The sequence below is a fragment of the Sphingobacterium paramultivorum genome (assembly GCF_014109745.1).
GTDB classification, from domain to species: domain Bacteria; phylum Bacteroidota; class Bacteroidia; order Sphingobacteriales; family Sphingobacteriaceae; genus Sphingobacterium; species Sphingobacterium paramultivorum.
Genome location: NZ_CP058555.1, coordinates 4,179,846 through 4,204,305 on the forward strand (window position 1 = coordinate 4,179,846; position 24,460 = coordinate 4,204,305).

At 39.8% G+C, this 24,460-nt stretch carries 26 protein-coding genes; 15 read left to right on the plus strand and 11 right to left on the minus strand.

What is annotated here, in order from left to right; all coding sequences use genetic code 11:
* Positions 1-17: 17 nt before the first annotated feature.
* The 11 genes from HS960_RS17450 to HS960_RS17500 form a co-directional block, all read right to left on the minus strand.
* On the minus strand, positions 18-920 hold the full coding sequence (locus tag HS960_RS17450) for a WD40 repeat domain-containing protein (protein WP_153847479.1): 903 nt from the start codon (positions 918-920) through the stop codon (positions 18-20).
* Positions 921-1,196: 276 nt separating this feature from the next.
* Complete coding sequence (gene hisIE / locus HS960_RS17455) at positions 1,197-1,781, minus strand: bifunctional phosphoribosyl-AMP cyclohydrolase/phosphoribosyl-ATP diphosphatase HisIE (RefSeq protein ID WP_075990989.1); 585 nt, start codon at positions 1,779-1,781, stop codon at positions 1,197-1,199.
* A gap of 114 nt (positions 1,782-1,895) precedes the next feature.
* On the minus strand, positions 1,896-2,648 hold the full coding sequence (hisF, locus tag HS960_RS17460) for an imidazole glycerol phosphate synthase subunit HisF (RefSeq protein ID WP_153847480.1): 753 nt from the start codon (positions 2,646-2,648) through the stop codon (positions 1,896-1,898).
* Position 2,649: 1 nt separating this feature from the next.
* Positions 2,650-3,402 (minus strand): 1-(5-phosphoribosyl)-5-[(5-phosphoribosylamino)methylideneamino]imidazole-4-carboxamide isomerase, encoded by a 753-nt coding sequence (locus tag HS960_RS17465; protein WP_075990987.1) that lies wholly within the window; start codon positions 3,400-3,402, stop codon positions 2,650-2,652.
* A gap of 12 nt (positions 3,403-3,414) precedes the next feature.
* A complete protein-coding gene (gene hisH, locus HS960_RS17470) occupies positions 3,415-4,014 on the minus strand; it encodes an imidazole glycerol phosphate synthase subunit HisH (RefSeq protein ID WP_153847481.1) in 600 nt (199 codons plus the stop codon).
* 1 nt (position 4,015) lies between these two features.
* The gene (gene hisB / locus HS960_RS17475) at positions 4,016-5,155 is read right to left on the minus strand and encodes a bifunctional histidinol-phosphatase/imidazoleglycerol-phosphate dehydratase HisB (protein ID WP_153847482.1); all 1,140 of its coding nucleotides are present in this window, start codon (positions 5,153-5,155) and stop codon (positions 4,016-4,018) included.
* Positions 5,156-5,159: 4 nt separating this feature from the next.
* Positions 5,160-6,218: a histidinol-phosphate transaminase gene (gene hisC / locus HS960_RS17480; protein ID WP_120333585.1), complete on the minus strand. Its 1,059-nt coding sequence runs from the start codon at positions 6,216-6,218 to the stop codon at positions 5,160-5,162.
* 119 nt (positions 6,219-6,337) lie between these two features.
* A complete protein-coding gene (locus HS960_RS17485; protein ID WP_159730662.1) occupies positions 6,338-7,249 on the minus strand; it encodes a ribonuclease Z in 912 nt (303 codons plus the stop codon).
* Position 7,250: 1 nt separating this feature from the next.
* A complete protein-coding gene (locus HS960_RS17490; RefSeq protein ID WP_075990983.1) occupies positions 7,251-7,631 on the minus strand; it encodes an STAS domain-containing protein in 381 nt (126 codons plus the stop codon).
* A 33-nt stretch (positions 7,632-7,664) separates the two neighbouring features.
* Positions 7,665-8,615 (minus strand): phosphoribosylaminoimidazolesuccinocarboxamide synthase, encoded by a 951-nt coding sequence (locus HS960_RS17495; protein WP_153847524.1) that lies wholly within the window; start codon positions 8,613-8,615, stop codon positions 7,665-7,667.
* A 114-nt stretch (positions 8,616-8,729) separates the two neighbouring features.
* Positions 8,730-9,695, minus strand: a complete 966-nt coding sequence (locus HS960_RS17500; RefSeq protein ID WP_153847484.1) for a PhoH family protein — start codon at positions 9,693-9,695, stop codon at positions 8,730-8,732.
* A 351-nt stretch (positions 9,696-10,046) separates the two neighbouring features.
* Between HS960_RS17500 and HS960_RS17505 the strand changes: the two genes are divergently transcribed.
* From HS960_RS17505 to HS960_RS17575, 15 genes are all read left to right on the plus strand, one after another.
* Complete coding sequence (locus tag HS960_RS17505) at positions 10,047-10,835, plus strand: SAM hydrolase/SAM-dependent halogenase family protein (protein WP_046672337.1); 789 nt, start codon at positions 10,047-10,049, stop codon at positions 10,833-10,835.
* 157 nt (positions 10,836-10,992) lie between these two features.
* On the plus strand, positions 10,993-11,547 hold the full coding sequence (locus tag HS960_RS17510; RefSeq protein WP_153847485.1) for a hypothetical protein: 555 nt from the start codon (positions 10,993-10,995) through the stop codon (positions 11,545-11,547).
* Between the two features lie 160 nt (positions 11,548-11,707).
* Positions 11,708-13,543, plus strand: coding sequence for an ABC transporter ATP-binding protein (locus HS960_RS17515; RefSeq protein WP_182330247.1), 1,836 nt, complete (start codon positions 11,708-11,710; stop codon positions 13,541-13,543).
* Positions 13,544-13,646: 103 nt separating this feature from the next.
* A complete protein-coding gene (locus HS960_RS17520) occupies positions 13,647-14,045 on the plus strand; it encodes a hypothetical protein (RefSeq protein ID WP_075990980.1) in 399 nt (132 codons plus the stop codon).
* A 77-nt stretch (positions 14,046-14,122) separates the two neighbouring features.
* The gene (locus HS960_RS17525; protein ID WP_182330249.1) at positions 14,123-14,782 is read left to right on the plus strand and encodes a heme exporter protein CcmB; all 660 of its coding nucleotides are present in this window, start codon (positions 14,123-14,125) and stop codon (positions 14,780-14,782) included.
* Positions 14,783-14,819: 37 nt separating this feature from the next.
* Complete coding sequence (ccsA, locus tag HS960_RS17530; protein ID WP_153847489.1) at positions 14,820-15,482, plus strand: cytochrome c biogenesis protein; 663 nt, start codon at positions 14,820-14,822, stop codon at positions 15,480-15,482.
* A 148-nt stretch (positions 15,483-15,630) separates the two neighbouring features.
* Positions 15,631-15,840 carry a CcmD family protein gene (locus HS960_RS17535; protein WP_046672332.1) on the plus strand — a complete coding sequence of 70 codons (210 nt, stop codon included), beginning with the start codon at positions 15,631-15,633 and terminating at the stop codon, positions 15,838-15,840.
* 20 nt (positions 15,841-15,860) lie between these two features.
* The gene (locus tag HS960_RS17540; RefSeq protein WP_153847490.1) at positions 15,861-16,844 is read left to right on the plus strand and encodes a DUF6427 family protein; all 984 of its coding nucleotides are present in this window, start codon (positions 15,861-15,863) and stop codon (positions 16,842-16,844) included.
* Positions 16,845-17,019: 175 nt separating this feature from the next.
* On the plus strand, positions 17,020-18,345 hold the full coding sequence (locus HS960_RS17545) for a hypothetical protein (protein ID WP_182330251.1): 1,326 nt from the start codon (positions 17,020-17,022) through the stop codon (positions 18,343-18,345).
* 8 nt (positions 18,346-18,353) lie between these two features.
* Positions 18,354-18,983 carry an LPS export ABC transporter periplasmic protein LptC gene (gene lptC / locus HS960_RS17550; protein ID WP_182330253.1) on the plus strand — a complete coding sequence of 210 codons (630 nt, stop codon included), beginning with the start codon at positions 18,354-18,356 and terminating at the stop codon, positions 18,981-18,983.
* A 293-nt stretch (positions 18,984-19,276) separates the two neighbouring features.
* The gene (locus HS960_RS17555) at positions 19,277-21,382 is read left to right on the plus strand and encodes a peptidylprolyl isomerase (RefSeq protein ID WP_182330256.1); all 2,106 of its coding nucleotides are present in this window, start codon (positions 19,277-19,279) and stop codon (positions 21,380-21,382) included.
* Between the two features lie 61 nt (positions 21,383-21,443).
* Entirely contained in the window at positions 21,444-21,965 is a 522-nt protein-coding gene (locus HS960_RS17560) for a DUF2480 family protein (protein WP_075990973.1), read from the plus strand.
* A 118-nt stretch (positions 21,966-22,083) separates the two neighbouring features.
* Complete coding sequence (locus HS960_RS17565) at positions 22,084-22,869, plus strand: DUF3108 domain-containing protein (protein WP_182330258.1); 786 nt, start codon at positions 22,084-22,086, stop codon at positions 22,867-22,869.
* Positions 22,870-22,874: 5 nt separating this feature from the next.
* Positions 22,875-23,438 carry a DUF3109 family protein gene (locus tag HS960_RS17570; protein WP_182330260.1) on the plus strand — a complete coding sequence of 188 codons (564 nt, stop codon included), beginning with the start codon at positions 22,875-22,877 and terminating at the stop codon, positions 23,436-23,438.
* A gap of 50 nt (positions 23,439-23,488) precedes the next feature.
* Positions 23,489-24,460: a polyprenyl synthetase family protein gene (locus HS960_RS17575; RefSeq protein ID WP_182330262.1), complete on the plus strand. Its 972-nt coding sequence runs from the start codon at positions 23,489-23,491 to the stop codon at positions 24,458-24,460.

The window sequence follows — 24,460 nt, forward strand, 5'->3', positions numbered from 1 at the left end:
ACCTTCTGCCCAATCTTTTATAAATGAAATTCCCAGACTTTTACTAATTTGTCGTCACCGACACTAAAGAAATATTGTCCATTTTCGGACCATGCTCCTGCATTTACAGATAAATGATGGCCATCTTGCATCTTCTCGCGGCTCATATTTTTCAATAGTGCAAAATCGGCTGTGGACCAAAATTTCAACGATTTATCGCGACTGACAGTTGCAAAAACTGGCGCTTCAGGATGGGGATATATTCCGTATACGGTAAAAAGATGAGGTACAAAGGAAAAATTAGTTGTCAATTGATTTGGATCTGAAATCACCAATTGCGCATCCCTTCCACCGCTTAGCAATTTATTATGGATAAATGCCAGCGACGTAGCGGGCATACTATGCAATTTTGAATCATTAATAACATGAAAGTCAGCACTGTCCAACATATAAACCTTTCCATCTTTATCGCCCAATGCTATTCGTCCAAGTCCTTCATCAATTGCAATTGCTCGAATTGTTGTTGGGGATATACGCTTCTCGTAAATACTTTTATAAGTTTCCAAATCAATGACATACAATGTCCCCTCTTCACCTACTGCCAAAAGCTCATTTTTCCAGGACATATAAGCCAATGCAAAAATAGCTTTGGTGCTCAGTTGTATGCTTGCTACAAGCTTTTGCTCTTCAACATGTACAAAAAGCAGCTTGCCCTCGCGCAATGCTATGGCCAGAATCGGCGTACCCGTTATCAACCGTAAAGCGTAAACCGATGAACTTACCGCGCAGAGAATACGCTTAAATGCATTCTGCTCAATATCCCATTCGACAACGCCCTTATCGTTACCAGCCGTAAAAAATGTATGCGTATAATAGCCCTTTTCTACACAAAAAATAGGGTTTTGATGTCCTGGTAATGTCGATTTTAATGTAATATCCATAGTAATTTCGCTAAAACTCTTTCTCTATCCGGATCGCATATTTTACGCCCATTTTTTATGCTGTAGGGCTAAATTCTCCGCTGATCAAGCTATGCATCCAGTAAAGATCAATACAGCAATACGTATTGTTAGCCCGTAGAAACAAGAAGTGCAGTATATCCACAAATATACTGCACTTCTTAGATTATTTTGTCATCTTAGCTTAAAGCCTTCTCCCGGCTTCGGATTTTGTTCAACGGTAATGCCATTTTCCAGGTAATGCCATTGTCCAAATACCTATTGATGTCTGCTCTCGAGGTTTTTCGCAATTGTTTCTAGAGAAAATCCTTTCTCACGCAACAATACGATCAAATGAAACAGTAAGTCTGAAGTTTCATTGATAAAATCAGTATCTGTTTCTGTCAATGCTGCAATTACTGTTTCTACGGCTTCCTCGCCAACTTTTTGGGCAATCTTATTGATACCGCGAGAACGCAGACGATTGACATAAGATTCGTCAGAAGGATGTTCATAGCGATGGTTGACAATACGCTCTAGCTCCAACAGAAAGTTTTGGTTGAAGTCTGTACTGAAACAGCTTCTGCTCCCTGTATGACAGGTTGGCCCCATTGGTTCTGCTTTGATCAAAACAGTGTCCTTATCACAATCAACATGGATGCTTTTTACATTCAAAAAGTTTCCACTCTCCTCTCCTTTTGTCCAAAGGCGATTTTTGCTTCGGGAGAAAAACGTAACACGTTTTTCTGCTTGTGTCTTCTCCCAAGCTTTCTCGTTCATATAGCCTAACATCAACACTTCCAACGTTTGGAAGTCCTGCACAATCACTGGAACGAGGCCGTCACTTTTTGCAAAATCTAACATGATTTTAGTATTTCAATTTTTAATTATTTTCGAAGAGCCATGAGCTCTGTTTTAACTTCTCAGGATTTCAATCAGCAAGTTTATGGCTTACTTCTCCTTGGTCAATCTTGTTTCCTATCTTACGACAATTCCATTTTGACGCAAGGTAGCTTTAAGATCGGGAATCAATATTTCACCATAATGGAAGACCGATGCCGCCAGGGCAGCATCCACGTTAGCTTGCTGAAAAACATCCACAAAATGCTGTTGATTACCAGCTCCGCCAGAGGCAATCAGTGGAATATGAATCTGGTCGTTTATTGTTTTTAAAAAACCATTGTCAAAGCCATTTTTTGTTCCGTCATGATCCATTGACGTCAGCAGGATCTCTCCTGCTCCACGTTCCTGCGCTTCAAGTATCCAATCTGCTGTGTTCAATTCCGTCTTGATACGCCCGCCACTCAGATGGACAAAATTCTGCCCTTCGATGGATCTAGTATCCACAGCAACCACAACAAACTGCGCACCAAAAGCTGCCGCCATCTGATTGATAAGAGCGGGGTTACGTACCGCAGCGGAATTGATGGAAATTTTATCTGCACCTGCATTCAACAGGATGTCAGCATCTTTGATTTCATTGATACCACCGCCGATTGTAAAAGGGATATTCACCTGACGTGCGACCGCTTTGACTAAATCAATTGTCGTTTTACGCTCCTCATGTGTCGCTGTAATATCCAGAAAAACGAGTTCATCAGCCCCTTGTTGAGAATATTCATAGGCCAATTCAACGGGATCACCCGCATCGCGCAGATCCACAAAATTGACTCCTTTTACAGTCCGCCCATCCTTGACATCCAAACAGGGAATTATACGTTTTGCCAGCATTTTAAAATCTGATTAACGATTTTAAATTCCAATCTTTGATTTCATCGATCGAGATTCTATTTTCATAGATTGCTTTACCAACGACAACAGATTCTACACTGCCCAATTCCTGAAGTTTCTGAATATCATCCATTGAACTGATCCCGCCAGAAGCAATTAACTTGATAATTGGAGAATGGTTTAACAACTTTTGGTACAATTCAACGCCTGCACCGCCCAATTTACCATCTTTACTAATATCGGTACATAAGAACCTAAAGAATCCTAAAACCAAGCATTTATCAATATATTCGATCAATTTGATTGGAGAACTTTCCAGCCACCCGGAGTATTTGATGACTTCATCCAAAACGTCAATTGCTATAACGATGTGGTCGGCATATTTTACTTTACCTTCGTTCAATGTAGCCAGTTCCTCCAAAAATGAAGGATTTGTGATTGCCTGTGTTCCGACAATAACGCGATAAACACCCGCATCTACCAATTCTTTAACCTTCTCTATGCTTCTAACACCACCGCCATATTGAATCTTCATATCCGTCTTCTGGATGATATCAAATAAATAGGCCTGATTGCTGAAGTCTCCTTTTGCACCATTTAAATCAATGATATGGACGAGTTCCGTACCATTTGCACGGTAGGTTTCGATTTGCTCTTCTAAACTAATCGCATACGTTGTAACGTCATTGTAGTTACCCTCTCTCAAACGGACAACTTTTTTGTCCAAGACGTCTATTGCTGGAATGATATACATAGTCGAATATTTTTAATCAATTTGAATAGTTGAAAAATTGAGCAACAGCTGCTCTCCTGCTTTTCCAGATTTCTCTGGATGGAATTGTACGCCAAAGAAGTTGTCTTTAGAAATTGCAGCCGAAAAAGGCTGTCCATAGACACATTTTGCCGCGGTATATGTCGCATCGAATTCGATAAAGTACGAGTGGACAAAATAAAAATAAGTCTGATCTTCAATATGTGCAAATAAAGGACTATTTGCTGGCACGGAAACACTATTCCAGCCCATATGTGGTACTTTACCCGACTTTTCGACATCAAAATGTAACGTCTTCAAAGGAAATAGCTTTAACATTTCGGCATTTCCTTCTTCTGAAAAAGCCGTCAGTAATTGCATACCAACACAAATCCCCAATACAGGCTTTTTTAGCTTTTTGATATAAGGCACCAATCCTGATTCCTGTAGTTTGTCCATTGCTGCGCCAGCATGCCCCACTCCAGGAATGATGATACGATCGTATTGATCGATATCATCTGCGGTATTGACCATACCATAGGTAAGCCCAACACGATCCAGTGCCGCTGTCAAAGAGAAAATATTCCCCGCACCGTAATTAATAATTCCTATCATCTTACAATACTCCTTTTGTACTTGGCAATTGCATATGGTCGGCATCGCGTCTTACCGCCTTCTTGATAGATTTAGCAAAAGCTTTGAAGATCGCTTCGATCTTATGGTGCTCATTGTCACCTTCCGCTTTAATGTTTAAATTCGATCGTGAAGCATCTGAAAACGACTTAAAGAAATGGAAAAACATTTCCGTAGGCATATCGCCAATCTTCTCCCGTTTAAATTCCGCATCCCACACAATCCAGTTGCGACCACCAAAATCCAATGCAACCTGAGCCAAACAATCATCCATTGGCAAAGTATAGGAATAACGCTCAATTCCACGTTTGTCTCCTAAAGCCTTCAAAAAGACCTCGCCCAGTGCGATACCCGTATCTTCGATGGTATGATGTTCGTCGATATGAAGATCCCCTTTCGCCTTAATGGTCAAATCAAGTGCTCCATGTCTAGCCAATTGATCCAACATATGGTCGAAAAACGGCAATCCCGTTTCGATATCAGACTTACCCGAACCGTCCAAATTCAACTGAATAAAAATATCCGTTTCATTGGTTTTACGATGATGTTCGGCAGTGCGCGTACCCAATTTAAGGAATTCATACACCGTCTTCCAATCTGTTGTCTCTAAAGCTATAACAGTTGGATCTATCGCAAGGTTTTCCAAAACACCTAATTGATCGTTAGCACGCAGCCAAATTGCCTTTGCGCCGAGGTTTTGTGCTAATTTAACATCATTCACACGATCGCCGATGACGAAGGATTGGCTCAAATCGTATTTCGACGTATCAAAATAAGCTCCAAGCATACCAACTCCCGGTTTTCGGGTTTCCGCATTCTCGTGTGGAAAGGTTTTATCAATATGTTCCTCGGCAAACACTACTCCTTCTCCTGCAAACGTATCAATCACAAAATGATGGACTGGCCAGAAATTCTCCTCCGGATGGGAAGACGTTCCTAAACCATCTTGGTTGGAAACCAAGATCAATTCGAAATCCAGCTCCTTTGCGATACGTGGAAGATACTGCAAAGCACCAGGATAGAATTTTAATTTGGTAAAAGAATCGATTTGTTCGTCTTCAGGTTCCAAAATTAATGTTCCATCGCGGTCTATAAACAGTACACGTTTTAAGTTTTCAGGCATAGTATTATTTATTGATTTGATTAAGTTTTTCTAACAATATTTGATTTTCGGCAGGCGTTCCAACAGTGATCCGCAGACAGCCTTCACATAATTCGACCTTGGATCTATCTCTAACGATAATTCCATACTGAACTAGATAATCGTAAACTTCACGTGGCTGCTCCATCTTGACCAAAATAAAGTTGGCATCAGAAGGTGTAATATGCTGCACATAGTCCAGTTCAAGCAATTCACGCACGAGTTTCTCACGCTCTGCCACTGTCTCCTTGATCCAGTCATTGACTTGATCAACCTGATCTAAGGCTTCCAACACAATATCTTGTGTAGCCTGATTAATGTTGTATGGCGGTTTTATTTTATTGTAAACAGCTATAATCTCTTTACTGGCAAAAGCCATGCCCAGGCGTAGGGCCGCAAGCCCCCAAGCTTTAGACAAAGTCTGCAATACCACTAGATTGGGGTATTCAGCAAGTTCTTGCGTAAATGACTTGACAGCAGAAAAATTAATATAAGCCTCATCCACAACAACAAGCCCCTGAAAATTATTCAAGATCGTTTCAATATCCTGACGACGGATTGAGTTTCCTGTTGGATTATTTGGAGAACAGATAAAAATCAGTTTAGTATGTGCGTCTATTGCATTGGCAATACCATCCAAATCCAGCTGGTAATCAGCAGTAAGGTTTACCTTTTTGAAAGCAACATCATTGATGTTCGCAGAAACTTCATACATCCCGTAAGTTGGCGGAACTAATATGACATTGTCAACACCAGGGGTACAAAATGCACGGTATAAAATATCAATAGCTTCATCACTTCCATTTCCCAAAAAGATATTCTCTGATGGTACACCTTTTATTTTAGAAAGTTTGGCTTTAACTTGATGTTGGAGAGGGTCTGGATATCGGTTGTAATCATGGTTTAAGGGGGATCCAAAAGGATTTTCATTGGCATCAATCAATATGGATGCCTCCCCTTTAAATTCATCTCTTGCGGATGAATAAGGTACGAGCTTCTTAATATTTTCCCGTAGTAGGTTGTTTAAGTTGAATGGATTATCCATTATAAAAAAATTAGAGCCGTAAACTTAGATAAATTGTTCATCATATGCAATATAATAAGCAATTATTCATAGGTCTTAACCCATTCATCGTTGGGATGTAAGAGAAAATTCAAAAAAAACTAAACGGAAAACCATCTACCTTCCACAGAGAGTTCCGTGTTTGGGAATACAGTTCTCGCTTCTTCCAACAGGGGATTTAAATCTCTGTACCGAGCTGAATAATGACCTAATAGCAACTTCTTTGCGTGAGTTTCCTGGGCGATTTCTCCAGCTTCCAGCGCTGTTGTGTGAAACGTCTCTTTTGCGCGATCAACCATATCGTGCAAGAATGTAGACTCATGATACATCAGATTAGCCTTTTGCACATAAGGCAGATATTCTGGCGTCCGTACGGTATCCGAACAATACACATAACTGCGCGATAAGGGGGCAGGAAGGCTCAGGTCGTCTGCACGATATACTGTACCGCTTTCATCGACGTAATCAAATCCTTTTTTGATCATCGGAAAATAGGCGGTAGGTATATTTAATTCCTGTACAACATCGCCAAGCAATGTTCGCGCGCGGGGTCCCTCATCAAAACGAAAGCCAGTACAGGAAATACGATGCTTTAATGGAAAAGCACTTACTTTTAATGTTCTGTTTTCAAAAATAACGCCAGGCTGTTCCGGTGAAATCGGATGAAAAACAAGATTATAACGTAAGATAGTCTCGGAATGCAAAAACTGCACGTCTAAAATTTCCTTTAACGCAGGTGGGCCATACAAATGGAGATCACTTTTTCGGCCGACAAGGTGCATTGATGAAAGCAGCCCCACCAAGCCCAAATAATGATCCCCATGCAGATGGCTAATAAATATATGTGCTATGCGATTGCTTTTGATACCGTATCTGCTGAGTTGCATCTGTGTGCCTTCTCCACAGTCGATCAAAAACAATTGCTCATTAAAGTTCAACACTTGGCTAGTCGGATGACGATCAAACATTGGCGTTGCCGAGCTATTTCCTAATATCAGAACTTCAAACTTCATATTAATCCTCAATTGTCCCCCGATACTCAGATTCCAATTCGTGTGCAAAGATTAAATCCTCCGCAACCTTTAAAGATGGTGCTATTTTCAGCGATTTATCCAAATGCGATACACGAACCATATCCATTAACGTTGGACAAAGATTAACCAAAATAAATATGCCACCAACAGACTGACATAAACGATGGGCAAGCACGCCTAAACGGATACCTACCTCGTCCGTTTGCTTAACGTGGATCATATCCAAAACGATATTCCGTTGTCCAATCGTATTCCGCAACAAAAACTCCCCTTTGAGTTTAGCGGCATTATCCGCGTCAATCACATCGACATGAGGTTCTATGACAATATAGCGATCGTGCTTATCAATGGTATACTTCATTAGTCTATCTCCTTTGTTTGAGGATACAATGTACTAATAATTTAGCGTTTTCAAGGCGTTTGCCACATTTCTTTCCACACGTTCCAGTACGTTTTCCTGATCTGGGTACACAAACTTCTCTCCGACGATATGCTCGTATAGCTCAATATAACGTTCAGAAATGGAAGCCACGATCTCATCGGTCATCTCCGGAACGACCTGACCGTCTTTCCCTTGGAAGCCGTTTTCGATTAACCATTTGCGAACAAACTCCTTCGACAATTGCTTTTGTGACTCACCTTTATCCTGGCGTTCCTGATAGCCTTCTGCATAAAAATAACGGGAAGAATCTGGTGTATGAATCTCATCGATCAGCACAATTTTGCCGTCTTTTTTTCCAAACTCATATTTTGTATCCACCAATATTAGCCCTCTTTGCGCCGCAATTTCAGTTCCTCTTTGGAACAACGCTTTGGTATATTGCTCCAATTGAACATAATCTTCCTCGCTTACGATACCTTTTTTCAAGATATCGGCACGTGAAATATCTTCATCATGTCCAACAGCAGCCTTTGTTGTCGGTGTAATAATTGGCTCAGGCAATTTGTCATTTTCTTTCAGTCCTTCTGGCAATGCCTCACCACATACTTCACGTTTGCCTGCAGCGTATTCACGCCAAGCGTGTCCCGACAAGTAGCCTCTAATAACCATTTCTACTTTAAACGGCTCACACATTTGACCGATAGTTACACTTGGATCCGGAACAGATACAACCCAATTTGGAATAATATCAGCCGTAGCCTTTAAAAATTTGGCCGCAATTTGATTCAACACCTGCCCTTTATAGGGTATAGGACGTGGAAGTACCACATCAAATGCCGAAATACGATCTGAGGCAACCATCGCCAAATAAGTATTGGCAATCGTATATACGTCACGTACTTTTCCCCTGTAAAAAGCAGTCTGATTGTCGAAATTGAAATTTGTTTCTTTTATAGCATTCATGTTCAAAGTAAAATTCAAATGTAAGTAATTGTTCATTTATGACTGCGTTTAATGGCATTCATAGATGCAGCGCATTGATTTAAGAGCTCGCTCTGCTCGATTTGCCTTTTAATATTAAATATCACCATACGCTTCGAGGATGCGGCGAACCAATTTATGGCGAACCACATCTCCACCACTGAGGTGGATAATGTCTATTCCTTCGATATTCTCCAATAAACGAATCGAAGTAGATAATCCAGATTGATTTTTTTTCGGTAAATCTACCTGTGTCATATCACCTGTAACGATAAATTTTGCCGTTGGCCCCATACGGGTCAAAAACATCTTCAGCTGCATATCCGTTGCATTCTGAGCTTCGTCCAGAATCACAAAACAGTTATCAAGTGTTCGTCCACGCATAAACGCTAAAGGGGCGACCTCAATGGTCCGATTTTCCAGATAACCTTTTAGCTTCTCCGCTGGAATCATATCGTCCAACGCATCGTAGAGCGGTCTCAAATAGGGATCTACCTTCTCCTTTAAGTCGCCAGGTAAAAAACCGAGATTTTCGCCGGCCTCTACGGCTGGTCTTGTTAGAATGATTCTTTTGATTTCTTTATTTCGAAGTGCTCGAACAGCTAATGCAACCGCTGTATAGGTCTTTCCTGTACCCGCCGGTCCGATAGCAAATAAGATGTCATTTTTCGAAATACTATCCACCATCTTCCGCTGGTTGGCCGTACGTGCACGTACAATAATACCATTAGGCCCATAAACGATCGGTTCGGATCCAAAGGCTGCATGTTTGGCCGCAAGTTCTTTTTCTTGTTGAACAGCAGAACCTGCACTTGCTCCAAGGAGATTTTCAAAATCCAATAAAGTAACGTTGTTAAATTTCTCCAGATGAGCCATGACTTCCTTAAACGATTGCTCAAACAGATCTAATTCCTTCGCGTCTCCCAACACTTTCATTTCACTTCCGCGAGCTACAATCCGCAGTTTTGGGAATTGCTTCTTCAAATAATCGAAGTGCTCATTGTCTGCTCCCCATAATATGGGCAAATTCAGACCATCTAATGCAATTAGTAATTCGTTCAAATTTTATCCTATTTAGAATTAATTAGATTGTAGCCATTACACAATATCGTTCCTGTATAATACTATTCAAAATTAACGTATTCTAACGAAACAACCAAGAAGATACAGCGTACAAACGACGATGATTTAGAAGCTTATGGAGACAGACCACAAAGGGACACAAAGATTTCATTATACATAAAATCTTCGCTATGTTTGTGTATATCAATCGAAAAAAGACCGATTCAAAATAAGTTATCCAATTAGCTTTATAAATCATCTGATAAATAGTAATTTTGTCCACTATTTAGATAAATATAAGGGTATATTTAAGGGAATTCGACAGCAATTCGATCTAGGATTTAGATTATAATGGCAGTAATTACATTAACAACAGACTTAGGACACAAAGATTTTTATCAAGCCGCGTTAAAAGGTAGTCTTTTATCGCAGCTGTCCGGTGCCAATATTGTTGATATTACCCATGAAATTCCCGCGTTCAACATCCCTCGTGCGGCCTTTGTATTAGGTAACGCTTATCATTATTTCCCTAAAGGAACTGTACACATTATCGGAATTAACACTTTGTTTCATGAAGAATCGAAATATATCGGCATGAAATACAACGATCATTATTTCGTCGGGGCCGACAATGGTATTTTCAGTCTATTGCTGAATGGCAATGAACCACAGGAACTCTATGAGCTCAACTTAATGCAAGACCTTCGGTATCTTCACTTTCCGCTTGCAGATATCCTTTCTAAATCCGCTTGTCATATTGCCAAGGGGGGCAAACTGAAAGAAATCGGGACTTCAATGCAACAGCTCATCGAAAAAGTAACTTTGCAGCCTATCTTTGATAAAGACATGATCCGAGGCAACGTCATTTATGTTGATGCTTTCGGCAACGCCATTACCAATATCTCAAAAGATCTATTCAATAAAGTTCAAAAAGGACGTCATTTTGTCCTTTATTTCAAACGCAATGAAACCATTACCAACCTTTCCTGGCATTACAACGAAGTTGGAGAAGGCGAGAAACTTTGTTTATTTGGTATTTCCAACTACCTTGAAATCGCCATCAATAAAGGTAATGCAAGCCAGCTACTCGGACTTCATGATGACGATTCCAATGTAATTCGTATAGAATTTAAAGATTAATTTCATAAATTCATTTGTAGTGCTTTCGCTCCATTTTTTTATCCTTGGTCAAACTGATCATAGGGCTAAAATTGTAGATGTAGCTTTATGGCAAAATAAAATTTTACCATGAACGTTAGTTTAAACTAAACATTTGATAAATAGATCGTCCAAATACATGATGAAATTCTTAAGATTCCTACTTCCAATCGCCGTTCTATTTTGCTTCTTTGGACAGGCCAAGTCGCAAAACAACGCAGACTCCAGCTCTTTTGAGGTACAACGAAGCCGTGTAAATGACCTACTCGATGCTAGACAACAGAAATTCGGGGCTTATGACACAAGCCTCACTCAAAAAACAGGACTTTTTGGCCTTTTCAAATCAAAAGGTGATATGCAAAAGAGCATTGATATCCTAAAAGATATCGTCATCACAGATAACAACATTTTCCTGGAAACCCAAAAACTATTGAAAATCAAAGATTTTGAGAAGGATAAATACCAACAATTGGCAACAGATTACGACAAGCAGGTCTCAGCCTATATTGGAACCATAAGTAAGCTTCAAAAAGAAAACGAAAAGCTGCGGGCACAGGGAGACAAAACATCCGGGAATCTGCCGCTAAGCAACATCCTCCTTTATATCGCTTTACTTATTATCGCCGTATTGGGATATTTACTCTATAAATTTAAAGCGCAACAAACAGCTTCGAAACAACAAAATTTAGGATAAAGCACCACAGCGATAAGCATTTGCACAACGACAAGCTACTTAAAACAGCTGTTTAAATCAGAAAAAGTACGATTCTGTTCAAAAATTGACTAAAGTATGATAGCAAAATATTTTTAATCTCTTTACATTTGTCCTCGCAACAAAATTTGAAGTAGCGGATATGGCAAGAGGATTCAACAGCGGTAATAAACAAGAAGAAGATCTACCAAAACCAAAATTGAATAAGGAGCTCCTATTGAGAGCATCTAAATTGATGACCTATTTAAAACCTTATCGGTTTAAATTTGGGATCGGCATGTTTTTCTTGGTATTATCCAGTTTGGCCATGCTCGCCTTTCCGGCTTTGCTTGGTGCAATGATTGATGCTGCGCAAGGCAAGCAAACCTATCCATGGCTTGCACCACACGTTTATTATATTGGTGGAATTGCCTTTATTATTCTGTCTTTTCTATCAGTCGTCTCTTTTTTTCGTATACGAATTTTTGTTGAGATTGCTGAACGTACGCTATCCGCATTACGCAAGGACACCTACCTCAAACTCATTTCATTACCAATCGAATTTTTCGCCAATCGTCGTGTTGGGGAATTAAACAGCCGCTTGTCTGCAGACCTTTCACAGATTCAGGATACGTTAACAACAACATTGGCTGAAATCTTAAGACAGTTGATTAGTCTTTGTTTCGGTGTATTCCTTTTGGTTTGGGTATCGCCCAAACTTGCGCTCATGAACCTTTGTATATTACCGATCATTGTTGTGGCTGCTATTATTTTCGGAAAATTCATCCGCGAATTGTCGCGGCAGGCACAGGATAAAATGGCCGAGTCAAATAGTATTGTCCAGGAAACATTGTTGGGGATAAGCAACGTAAAAGCCTTTGTGAATGAATATTTCGAATTCAACCGCTACAGTAATCAGATGGATTCGGTCGTGAAATTAGCGGTCAAAGGAGCTACCTTCCGGGGTGCTTTTGCGTCTTTTATTATCTTCTGTATTTTCGGAGCTGTGATCGCTGTCATCTGGTATGGAGCGGCATTAGTTTCTATCCATGAAATGACAGTAGGCGACCTCACGACCTACATTCTATATTCGATGTTTGTAGCAGGTTCTATGGGTAGTTTTCCTGAGCTATATGCCAATATCCAACGTTCCCTAGGAGCGAGTGAACGGATTTTGGAAATTTTAGATGAGCCGCAAGAAAACCTCAATGTGAAGCCGACTTGTAAGGAAATTCACAAGACCATGACTGGTAAACTAAGCTTCAATCATGTTTCCTTTGCCTACCCAAGCCGTCCCGATATTGAAATCCTGAAAGACATCAACTTTACAGCCAATGCGGGCGATAAAGTCGCCATAGTCGGCCCAAGTGGAACCGGAAAATCAACAATAGCTTCATTGATTCTACAATTCTACACAGCAAAAAAAGGGGAAGTAAGTTACGACGACAGACCCGCATCCGATTTTGAACTTTGTGATATCCGCAACCAGGTCGCTATCGTACCACAGGATGTTTTGCTATTTGGCGGGACAATACGTGAAAATATAGCTTATGGTAAGCTCGAGGCTACAGAAGATGAAATTATAGCAGCTGCGAAACGAGCCAACGCACATCAATTTATTTTAAATTTTCCTGAAGGCTATGACACCCTGGTTGGTGAACGTGGCGTTAAACTCTCCGGTGGTCAGCGCCAGCGCATTGCCATTGCCCGTGCACTTTTAAAAGACCCTGCAATTCTTATCCTGGACGAAGCCACCTCTTCCTTAGACTCAGAGTCAGAAAGACAGGTACAGGAGGCATTGGAGGAATTAATGCGTGGACGCACCTCGATCATTATTGCACACCGACTATCGACCATTGTTGATGCCGATAAAATTATCGTTGTCGAAAATGGAATCGTGTCCGAAAGCGGCACTCACTTTGAACTGCTCCAAAAAGAAAGTGGTCTCTATCAGCATCTGTATAATCTACAGTCAAAGCAGCAGAAAATTGATATGTAAAATTTTGTTAATTATTGATTCTTTTTAAACAAATTCACCCTGTGATTGTTCATTTGGTATCATACTTGATTATCATTTGAATATATAACAAAATAGAAGAATTATGAAAAATAGCAAAAATGGATTAGTGGCATTTGCTTTGGTAGGATTAGCTGCGGGAGCTGCTGCATGGTATCTTTTAGGAACTGATGATGGAAAAAAACAATTAGATCGTGCAAATGATGGCATTAAAAGCTTAACTAAGTCATTGAAAGATCTTTCAAAAAAAGAAGCTAAAAAGGCGCAAAAACTAGCTAACAGAGCTTCGGCTGAACTAGACCATTTGAAATCAAAGGCACAAGCAGCGTTCAGCAGAGCTTCAGATGATGCAGATGCATTGAAAAACAAAGCAAAAGAAGCCGGCAGAGAAGCTTTGGACCACGCCAATAATGCCGCTCAAAATTTGGCAAGCAAAATCGACAATACAACTGATGCTGCAAAGTCCAAAATTTCTAACGCATAAGTAAAAAAACAGCTTTTTTAAGAATTGATGGTTTTGGTCACTCTCGTGGTCAAAATACATTTGTATCTTTGCTGCATATGACTTTGCTGCAACAGGTAAAAACTTTAATTCTTAAAGACATCATTCTGGAATGGCGTTCAAAATATGCTATTAACGGAATTCTACTATATGTCGTATCAACTGTTTTCGTCTGCTATCAAGCGTTCAAATCAGTTGATACGGCTACTTGGAATGCATTATTCTGGATCATTATGCTCTTCGCTTCGATCAATGCAATCAACAAAAGCTTCGTCCAAGAAAACCCAAACCGGCAACTTTACTATTATTCACTGGTCGATCCCAGAGCAATCATTTTAGCGAAAGTCATTTACAATATAATGATGATGAGCCTGCTGGCCATCATTGCCTATTTTGTCTATTCGACAATATTCAGAAACCCTGTCGGTGATCCAACGCTTTACTTCATTTCGGTCATCTTGGGCAGCATTAGTTTTGCTACTGTTTTTACCATGATCTCCGGGATCAGCTCCAAAGCGGGCAACAATAGCACTCTAATGGCCATCTTGAGTTTCCCCGCCATTATCCCGCTGTTGATCGTATTAATCAAGCTGTCTCGCAATGCAATAGAAGGCCTAGAAAGGGCTTCCAGCAGCAAAGAAATAATCGTATTACTTGCAATTAATGTAATCACCATCACTATTTCTTTGTTGTTATTTCCGTACCTTTGGCGAGATTAAATGTCAGAATTGAGAACAAACTAAATTCAATTTATCCATGAGAAAAAAATGGTGGAAAATATTAGCGGTAATGATTATCTGTGCGGTCATTATCAATGGTCTTTTAGGACCTGTTCCCCGTCTATTCATCCTTCACGAAAGCATACGAAATGTTTATTTTCATGTCCCAATGTGGTCTGCCATGTTCGTTATGTACTTGGTTTCCGTTATTTACAGTATTAAATACCTCAATACGGGCAAACAGGAGTATGATTTAATGGCCATTGAAGCTGTCAATACTGGAATAACATTTTGTTTTCTTGGACTTGCGACAGGCATGCTTTGGGCAAACATCACCTGGGGAGAACCCTGGCCAAACGATCCGAAGCTTAATGGCTCTGCAATAGCAACACTTATGTATCTGGCCTATCTGGTACTCCGTAATGCGCTGGAAGAAGAGCAAAAAAGAGCCAAAATATCGGCGGTGTACAATATCTTTGCATTTCCAATTATCGTCGTGCTACTTTATATTCTACCGAAGATGACAGACTCTCTTCACCCCGGAAGTGGTGGGAACGCCGCCTTTGGCGATTTAAAAATGAGCAGCGAGCTGCGTCCTACATTTTATGCAGCGATGATTGGCTGGCCAATGATTGCAGCTTGGATCTGTTCACTCCGCTATAGAGTACGTTTGCTCGAAAAGAAAGATTTGAACGCATAGAATTGAACGGCTAATACGACCCTTCATTTCTAAAATAGAGAAATCGGGTAAAGCCCAATCAATAAAAAAACAGGATATTACATAAATCAAATAGCGTGTATCGAATCATGTATAACAATGAAAACGACACGAATAATATTTTAAACAAATGAAAAAAATAACATTGTCAATCGCCTTACTACTCTTATCGACTTTGAGCACATTTGCACAAGATGATGTCGAGATGGCGACTGGATTGCGTAGCGAAGGTAAGATCTACGTTGTTGTATTGGTCATGTTGGTCATTTTTTTAGGTTTGGCTTTCTTCCTTTTCTTGCTCGATCGCCGTATCAGTAAATTGGAAAAAAAGAATAAATAGCATTTTATTGATCGCATACAATGATTATAAGTCAGTTTAGAAATTATTCACCCATCAATATTTTATTTCTATCCCTCGTGGGTTTTGTTTTATGTTTAGGCATATTTCTTCACCTTCCGGACAAACTTGATTCTGTAATCTTTGAACCTGCCTTGGGGAATCTTTTGGGAGAGAATAACTTAATCAACCTCTCTCCTTCGACCAATGTTTTTATCACACTCATCTTGACGATTTCTCAGGCAACGATACTCAATCGCATCACAAGCCATTTTAACCTGCTGGGCAAACCCAGTTTCTTGGTTGCTTTGATGTACATGACATTGGCCAGCTTGTTTTTACCATTTTTGGTACTGTCTCCGACCCTGATCTGTAATTTTATTTCGATATGGATGTTAAGCAAGTTGCTCTCCCTCTATCGGCAGACAGATGTTAAAGCCGAAATGTTTGATCTCGGTATGATTGTAGGTATAGGAAGTCTGATCTACTTCCCGTTTCTGAGTATGTTCTTCTTATTGTGGATAGGCCTACTCATTTTTAGACCCTTCAATTGGCGTGAGTGGATCACCCCTTTACTTGGCCTAGCAACAGTCTATTTCATCTTAGCGGTTATCTATCTATGGATGGGTAAAATGGAGCAATTTTATACCATTTGGCTGCCATTTACCTACAAATTCCCTACTGCAATTCGCATTCAATTAGTCGATTATCTGGTACTCGTCCCGGTAATCTTTACGTTAATACTTTTCCTTTTGGTATTGAAAGACAATTTTTTCAAAAGTGTCGTGCATATTCGCAAGTCATTTCAACTGTTGTTTTTTATGTTATGCCTAGCGATCGTCTCTTTTTATTGGAATAAAAAACTAACGGAGGCCCATTTTTTACTTTGTGCCCCTTCTATCGCTATTTATATGGCTTATTATTTCACTTATGCCAAAAAGAAATGGTTTTTTGAAGTCGTATACGCCATCATAACACTTACCATAATCTACTTTCAGTTTTTCTAAGCCGTTGTACAATAGGTGTTTAACCTTTTTTAACAAAATCGGCTTAACAAGCTCGCAAAAATTGAATAGTTTTGTATGCGATTAAAAGCAAAGAACATTTAATATAAGAGTCAGATAACTCGAAAATTTCACTAAAACTAAATAAACATTAGTTTCTCAATTTTATAGATTGACCATGCAGAAACGCTTTACAAGCTCTCTAAGAAATAAATCACTCCAACTGTTGTTAGCAGGTGGAATTTTAGCTAGTTCTACTACCGCATTTGCACAAAAAACGACATCCGCATCACCTTATTCTCAATTTGGACTTGGTCAGATGCGTGAAGATTTATTGCCACAATATAGAGGGATGGGAGGTGTCAATACCGCTGTCCGGAGAATCAATGGCGTATACAATACCAACCCAAGCAATCCTGCATCTTATTCTGCAACACAGTTTACAACCTTTGATGCTGGTTTATATGGGAATTACACGCAGTTGAATTCGACGACCAGATCCGATAATACCGCGGACTTTGCCTTTAGCCACATTACCATGACTTTCCCAATGAAACGATTTGGTGGTATCAGCTTGGGTATCCTTCCCTACTCAGATATAGGCTATCGGACATCTTCAGCTGGAACAGTAAATTCTGATCCCTATACGAAAGTTTTCACGGGAGAGGGTGGTTTAACTAAAGCCTATGCCGGTTGGGGGGTACGCATTGTAAAAGGTCTGAGTATTGGTGCCAATATGTCTTATCTATTTGGAACTTTAAATGATTATAGCCGTGTAGAGTTTTTACCTACATCCGGAGCATTAAATACGCAACAACAAAATAAACGTGAAATCCAAGGGATTATCTTTGATTATGGCCTGCAATACGAACAACCTTTAAATAGAGAATATTCGTTGATCGTTGGTTATTCAGGATCGCTAAATAATGACGTCAAAGAAAGAGCAACAATTTTTAATACAAGAGTTACACCTTCAACGGATCCAGACAACCAAAATATTCCTTTGGATAGTACCTATGTTTCAGACCGTAGCAGCAGGCATTTGACGCTTCCGTTGAGACATAACGTAGGTATTACCCTTGCACGTAATAACCGCTGGTTAATAGGAGCCGATTTTAAATATGCCGATTGGTCAAGATTTCAGACAAGAGCGGGTGAAAACGAACTAAGGAAGAATTATGGCGTAGCCATTGGAGGTCAGATTACACCAGATGTTACTTCGCTTAAATATTTGAACCAAGTAGACTATAGAGTTGGTTTCAGGTATAATAAAACGCAATATTTCTTAAGCGACCAGAATATCAACGATATGGCGGTTACTGTAGGCGTAGGCTTGCCATTGGCAAGAAATCAATTTTCAGGGGCCTTCTCTAAAATAAATTTCTCTGCAGAATTTGGCCAAATGGGCAAAATCAGCAATAGCCTCCTACGTGAGCGTTATATTAACTTTAATATCGGCTTTACCCTAAATGACCGCTGGTTTAGAAAACCTCCTTTAGATTAATTAATACGATGGTACGCAAGGCATTTGCTTCATCCATATTCCAAAATATATCGCCCCTAGTAATATTATCTTTACTAGGGGCGCTCTCATTGACCTCTTGCGAACCGGATCTCAAAGAGGTGGATCGCCTTGCCAACATGAAAAAGGAAGAGGCGGTCGACATTTCACGTCATGTCGATATTATCTATAGCGATTCCACACGGGTGAAAGCGAATCTCACAGCGCCCGAAATGCGTATCAAACACGATAGCACCGAAGTATACGAATTTCCAAAAAGCATAAAAATCATCTTTTATGACGACAATTTAAAGGAAACTCAGCGAATCACTTCCGACCACGCCATTCGAAGGGAAAAAGAAAAGACGACCACCTTTACAAAAAATGTGGTGGTAACGATGGCCGACGGTTCTATCATCAAAACAGAAGAGATCATCTATGACGAAAGTAAAGCCGATAGCAACAGCAACATGACCTTTTATAATCATGTTCCCATTACGGCATTCTTTCGAGATAATCGCGGCAACTTACAAGGTTCATCATTTACTTCGGACAAGGATTTTAAACATGTCAATATTGCTAACGCAACCGGCTATACCATCGTTACCAACAATAACCTATTCCCCTCGCTAGGTAAATAGCTATGTACAGGCCATAAACCGGATTCAGGTTTAGTTTAACAGCCGGTATGGATCTGACAGGATGGCTTCAGCCAGTTTATTTATACGATTAAGTTACTCAAAACGAATCGTTTGAACTAAAAGAGAACAAAAAACTCCGCTTTATACAAATAGTTTTCAAATTTGTTTTGCTACATTCAGGAAAATATTCCGTTTTTTTTTATAAAAATTGTATCTTGCACCGCATTTTGCTATGCTATGCATAAATTAACGAAATACAAGTATTTACACAATATAAACACAATAAGCAGACTATGGGATTAATGGGCTTTTTGCGTAACAAAGCTGGCGTCATCTTGACCGCGGCTATGGCTATCGCAATTTTAGCATTTTTACTAGGCGATGTCGTTCGAGGAGGAGCTCCTTTTTGGGCGAGACATCAAAATCGTGTAGGGGAAGTCAACGGAACTGAAATTGAATATCCTGCGTTCAGTAAGCAAGTTGAACAAACAGAGGAAATGTTCAAACAACAAATGGGCGGTGCAGTTACCCCTCAAATGCGGACCTACGCTGTTCAACAAGTATGGAATCAATTTTTGTCAAGAGAGATCTTGAAAAAGGAAATTGAAAAAATAGGTTTGACTGTCGGTAAAGACGAATTAAATGATTTAGTACAAGGCAACAACCCTTCGCCTCAAATCGTTCAAGCCTTCACCAACCCACAAACAGGACAATTTGACCCGAGTCAACTTCGTGCTTTTATTAGCCAAATGAACACATCAGGCAACCAACAAGTGGCTGATCAATGGGAAGCACTACTGGAAGGCGTTAGAGATGAGCGTTTAAGCAGCAAATATGGCGAATTGCTTTCCAATAGCGTATATGTTACTTCTTTGGAAGCAAACGAAGAATACCAAGAGCGTAATAAACTAGCAGACTTCAAATACATTCTTTTAGATTACGCTTCTGTTAAAGATGCTGACGCTAAATTGACTGATGCAGATTACCAAGAATATTATAATGAGCATAAAAGTATGTTCAAAACACAAGAGGAAACACGTGCGATTCAATACGTAATGGTGGATGCAAAACCTCTTGCGAAAGATTCATTGGCCGTAAAAGAGACGATCAATAAATTGAAACAAGATTTAATCGTTGCCAAAGATGACTCTTTATTTGCTTCGATCAATTCAGACAACAAATTTCCGTTTACTTATGTAAAAAAAGGACAGTTGAGTCCTTCTTTGGATTCAGTTGTATTCAATGTGGCAGCCGGAACAACAGTTGGACCTTTCTTAAACAACAATGCGTTTGAAATCGCGAAAGTTGTTTCGACGATCGTAAGCCCTGACTCTGTGAAAGCATCACACATCCTATTGGATCCTGCTGCCGAAGGTGGAATGGATAAAGCATTAGCGAAAGCAGATTCTATCAAAGGATTGATTCAAAAAGGAGACAATTTCGCAGCATTGGCAGTTCAATTCAGCAAAGATCCAGAGAGCAAAACCAATGGTGGAGAGTTGGGTACTTTAACAAGAGGCCGTATGGCTCCAGATCTTGAGACAGCCATCTTCGAAAGTAAAACAGGCGATATCAAAGTTGTAAAATCACAATATGGTGTCCATGTCATTAAAATAGAGAAACAATCAGGTAGTTCAAAATATGCTAAAGTTGCCATCATTGACAAAGTGATCAACAGTGGAAAAGAAACGTTGAACAATGCGCATAGTAAAGCAACAGCATTCTTATCTGCAGCTACAGCTCAGAACTTTGCTCAAGAAGCGAAAAAACTTGGTCTAGAAGCAAAAACAGCCTCACGCGTAACAGCGATGGACAATGTACTAGATGGCGCCGAAGCTCCACGTGATTTAATCAAATGGGCTTTCGAAGCTAAAAAAGGTGAAATTTCAGATAAAGTATTTGAGACTGAAACCTCTTATATCTTAGCAAGCCTAGTCGACATACAGCCTAAAGGAACCCTTTCCTTGGATGCTGTTAAGAAAGATATTGAACCTGCAGTAAGAAATATGGTTAAAGCTAAAATCTTGAAAGATAAATTTGACAAGGCTTTAGCAGGTACATCTTCTATTGATCAAGTTGCACAAAAAGTCGGTAAAGCAGCTATTCACGTTGAAAATGTTGTCTTCGCAAATCCAGTTATCCCTGGTGTTGCATTAGAAAACAAGGTAGTTGGTACTGTTTTTGGACTACAGCCAAACAAACCTTCCAAAGCTATTGAAGGTAATACAGGTGTATATGTTGTACAAGTGAATGGTTTTACCAATCCTGCCGCTATTTCGGATATCAACGGACAAAAGAAACAAATGCTTGCAGCTAAAGCACAACGTGCTTGGGGATCTATTTTCCGCGCATTACAAGACAAAGCTGAAATCATTGACAATAGAGTGAAATTCTTTTAAAAGATTTTTAAGTAAATTTGTAGCCGGACGAATTATCGTCCGGCTTTTTTTTGATGTAAATATGGATATTCAAACAAATATTGTCAACAAAGTTGCGCAAAGTGGGTTAGTCACAGTTGACTTGGCCAACTACCATCCTAAAGCAGACAATGTAGTATATGATATTAAGGATAATCTCTTCCATGGCTTGATTCTTAAAGAAAAGGACTTCCGCGAATTCATTAAGACACACGACTGGTCGCAATACGCGGGTAAACATGTCGCCATTACGTGCACTGCCGATGCCATTGTCCCGACTTGGGCTTATATGTTATTGGCCAACAAATTGGAGCCCTATGCAACGACAGTTATTTTTGGGGATTCAGAAGAGTTATTGCGTATTCAGTATGCTGCGGCAATTGAACAGATTGACATGGAACAATTTCGGGATCAACGTGTCGTTGTGAAAGGTTGTGGCGATACTTTTATTCCAGAGTCTACATTTGTACAGTTTACAGTAAAACTAAGTAAGGTGGCAAAAAGTATTATGTACGGTGAACCCTGTTCTACAGTCCCGGTATTTAAGCGGACACAGCCTAAATAAATCAGCTCAGAAATAAGTATAAGTCATCGTCCATGAACGTCTCATTAACTCCAAAAGTTAAATTTATTTGAATGAAATTAACATTTCTTTTTCAAACAAATTTCGTAAACTTACGTACATGAAACTTATATCGACTTTGCTCCTTTACTTATCCGTTATCGTAAGTACTGCTTTCGCTCAAGATTTACCGCATTTAAAAGAATCGGCATTTAAAGGTGGTGAGAAATTAAAATATAAACTCCGTTATGGCTTTATTTCAGCCGCTACGGGGACATTAACCGTTGAGGATACCAAGGACGGAGCTGGAAACCCTTCCTTTCATCTATACGCTGCCGGCAAAACAGCTGGCGCCTTTGCGATATATACCGTAAAAAATGAATACAACTCGTATATCAACAGCAAAACATTTTTACCGTATTATTATACAGAGAACATTCGTGAAGGTGGATATAGACGGAATGATAAGGTGCGCTTCAACCAGGAGACAAATAGTGTTATAGGCAATAAAGGGACTTTCAACTCGAAGGTAGATCAGACTTTCGACTTGCTTTCTTCCTATTATTTCGCCCGTAATTTAGATCTGTCGACTGTTAAACCAGGAGAATCTTTTAAGCTGACTTATTTTTTGAATGATGAGATTGCCACCTTAGGCATACAATATATTGGAATAGAAAAAATAAAAACGGAATTAGGCACATTAGAATGTCTCAAATTCAGTCCTGAGATTAAACCGGGACGTATCTTTAAAAAAAATAGCAAGCTTTATCTGTGGGTAACCAACGATGGCAACCGTATTCCGGTCAAAGCCAATGTAGATATTCTCATCGGCTCGGTAACATTAGAATTACTCGAAGCCAGTGGATTAAAATACAAATTGGGACAAAAAGCAAGCTACTCAAAATAATTAGAATGATTGAAGTAGGAAATGTATTGGTACACGAAGATCTAATCAACAATGACTTTGTGTGTAATTTATCAAAATGTAAAGGAATCTGTTGTATTGAAGGCGATTCAGGCGCCCCTTTATTGGAGAGTGAAAAGGCTATATTGGAGGAAATTTATCCCAAAGTAAAGCCCTATATGACCGAGAAAGGCATTGAAGCGATTGAAGGGCAAGGGAAGTATGTTGTCGATGTTGATGGCGATCTAACCACCACCTGTGTCGATGGAAATAAAGAATGTGCCTATGTGACCTGGGAAAATGGAATTACAAAATGTGCTATCGAAAAGGCGTACGAACTTGGTGAGGTCCATTGGCGCAAACCCGTTTCGTGTCACCTCTATCCTATCAGGACAACACATTATCCCGAATTCGACGTACTTCACTATGACCGTTGGCATATCTGTAAAGATGCATGCTCATTTGGCAAAGAATTAAAGGTGCCTGTATTTAAATTTTTAAAGGATCCTCTCATCCGCACCTATGGTGAAGAATGGTACAAAAATCTTGAGAAAGCAGTCGAAGAGTTGTAACAAAATCACTATCTTTAAGCTTTAACTATTTTGGTATTTCACCCCAATTCATGTCAAAATTAAGAGAGATCCAACGCCCTATTGCCCACGAACTTGAGGCTTTTGAAAAAAAATTCAAAGCTTCAATGAAAAGCTCCGTCCCCTTGTTGGATCGTATTACACAATACCTGATCAAACGTAAAGGCAAACAAATGCGGCCTATGTTTGTGTTCTTTTCTGCTGGTATCTGCAACGGAATTAATGAGTCCACCTACCGAGGAGCTGCTCTTGTAGAATTGTTGCATACCGCCTCACTCGTACATGATGATGTAGTGGACAATTCCTACGAACGCAGAGGTTTTTTCTCCATCAATGCATTATGGAAAAATAAAATCGCTGTTTTGGTGGGTGATTTTCTGCTGTCTAGAGGCCTACTCCTTTCTGTAAAACATCAGGATTATCACTTGTTAAAAATTGTATCGGAAGCTGTGGATCAGATGAGCGAAGGTGAATTGCTTCAAATCGAGAAGGCCCGTAAACTGGATATCGAAGAATCTATTTATTTTGAGGTCATACGGAAGAAAACAGCTTCGCTGATTGCCTCTTGCTGTGCCTGTGGATCGGCTTCTTCCAATGCAGATCAGGAAACAATAGATAAGCTCCATCAATTTGGTGAAAAAATCGGAATTGCATTTCAAATCAAGGACGATTTATTCGACTTTGGGTTAGATGATGTCGGCAAACCGCTCGGCAATGATATCAAAGAGAAGAAAATGACCTTACCGCTAATCTATGCCTTGAATCAAGTGACTTCAAGTGAAAAGCGTAGAATCATTAATTTGATTAAAAACCATAATGAAGATACGCACAAAGTGGCCGAAGTCATTGCCTTTGTCCGCCAGAGCGGAGGGCTCGAATACGCTACAAATAAGATGCTGGAATACCAACAAGACGCTTTCCGGATTTTGGAAGACTTTCCCGACAGTGAATACAAAGCGGGGTTGGAGCAGCTGGTAAAATATACAACAGAAAGAAAAAAATAA

Bases quoted from the DNA above. Each gene is read 5' to 3' on its own strand.
- HS960_RS17450 (WP_153847479.1), bottom strand. From the start codon at position 920: ATGGATATTACATTAAAATCGACATTACCAGGACATCAAAACCCTATT.
- hisIE (WP_075990989.1), bottom strand. From the start codon at position 1,781: ATGTTAGATTTTGCAAAAAGTGACGGCCTCGTTCCAGTGATTGTGCAG.
- hisF (WP_153847480.1), bottom strand. From the start codon at position 2,648: ATGCTGGCAAAACGTATAATTCCCTGTTTGGATGTCAAGGATGGGCGG.
- HS960_RS17465 (WP_075990987.1), bottom strand. From the start codon at position 3,402: ATGTATATCATTCCAGCAATAGACGTCTTGGACAAAAAAGTTGTCCGT.
- hisH (WP_153847481.1), bottom strand. From the start codon at position 4,014: ATGATAGGAATTATTAATTACGGTGCGGGGAATATTTTCTCTTTGACA.
- hisB (WP_153847482.1), bottom strand. From the start codon at position 5,155: ATGCCTGAAAACTTAAAACGTGTACTGTTTATAGACCGCGATGGAACA.
- hisC (WP_120333585.1), bottom strand. From the start codon at position 6,218: ATGGATAATCCATTCAACTTAAACAACCTACTACGGGAAAATATTAAG.
- HS960_RS17485 (WP_159730662.1), bottom strand. From the start codon at position 7,249: ATGAAGTTTGAAGTTCTGATATTAGGAAATAGCTCGGCAACGCCAATG.
- HS960_RS17490 (WP_075990983.1), bottom strand. From the start codon at position 7,631: ATGAAGTATACCATTGATAAGCACGATCGCTATATTGTCATAGAACCT.
- HS960_RS17495 (WP_153847524.1), bottom strand. From the start codon at position 8,615: ATGAATGCTATAAAAGAAACAAATTTCAATTTCGACAATCAGACTGCT.
- HS960_RS17505 (WP_046672337.1), top strand. From the start codon at position 10,047: ATGGCAGTAATTACATTAACAACAGACTTAGGACACAAAGATTTTTAT.
- HS960_RS17510 (WP_153847485.1), top strand. From the start codon at position 10,993: ATGATGAAATTCTTAAGATTCCTACTTCCAATCGCCGTTCTATTTTGC.
- HS960_RS17515 (WP_182330247.1), top strand. From the start codon at position 11,708: ATGGCAAGAGGATTCAACAGCGGTAATAAACAAGAAGAAGATCTACCA.
- HS960_RS17520 (WP_075990980.1), top strand. From the start codon at position 13,647: ATGAAAAATAGCAAAAATGGATTAGTGGCATTTGCTTTGGTAGGATTA.
- HS960_RS17525 (WP_182330249.1), top strand. From the start codon at position 14,123: ATGACTTTGCTGCAACAGGTAAAAACTTTAATTCTTAAAGACATCATT.
- ccsA (WP_153847489.1), top strand. From the start codon at position 14,820: ATGAGAAAAAAATGGTGGAAAATATTAGCGGTAATGATTATCTGTGCG.
- HS960_RS17535 (WP_046672332.1), top strand. From the start codon at position 15,631: ATGAAAAAAATAACATTGTCAATCGCCTTACTACTCTTATCGACTTTG.
- HS960_RS17540 (WP_153847490.1), top strand. From the start codon at position 15,861: ATGATTATAAGTCAGTTTAGAAATTATTCACCCATCAATATTTTATTT.
- HS960_RS17545 (WP_182330251.1), top strand. From the start codon at position 17,020: ATGCAGAAACGCTTTACAAGCTCTCTAAGAAATAAATCACTCCAACTG.
- lptC (WP_182330253.1), top strand. From the start codon at position 18,354: ATGGTACGCAAGGCATTTGCTTCATCCATATTCCAAAATATATCGCCC.
- HS960_RS17555 (WP_182330256.1), top strand. From the start codon at position 19,277: ATGGGATTAATGGGCTTTTTGCGTAACAAAGCTGGCGTCATCTTGACC.
- HS960_RS17560 (WP_075990973.1), top strand. From the start codon at position 21,444: ATGGATATTCAAACAAATATTGTCAACAAAGTTGCGCAAAGTGGGTTA.
- HS960_RS17565 (WP_182330258.1), top strand. From the start codon at position 22,084: ATGAAACTTATATCGACTTTGCTCCTTTACTTATCCGTTATCGTAAGT.
- HS960_RS17570 (WP_182330260.1), top strand. From the start codon at position 22,875: ATGATTGAAGTAGGAAATGTATTGGTACACGAAGATCTAATCAACAAT.
- HS960_RS17575 (WP_182330262.1), top strand. From the start codon at position 23,489: ATGTCAAAATTAAGAGAGATCCAACGCCCTATTGCCCACGAACTTGAG.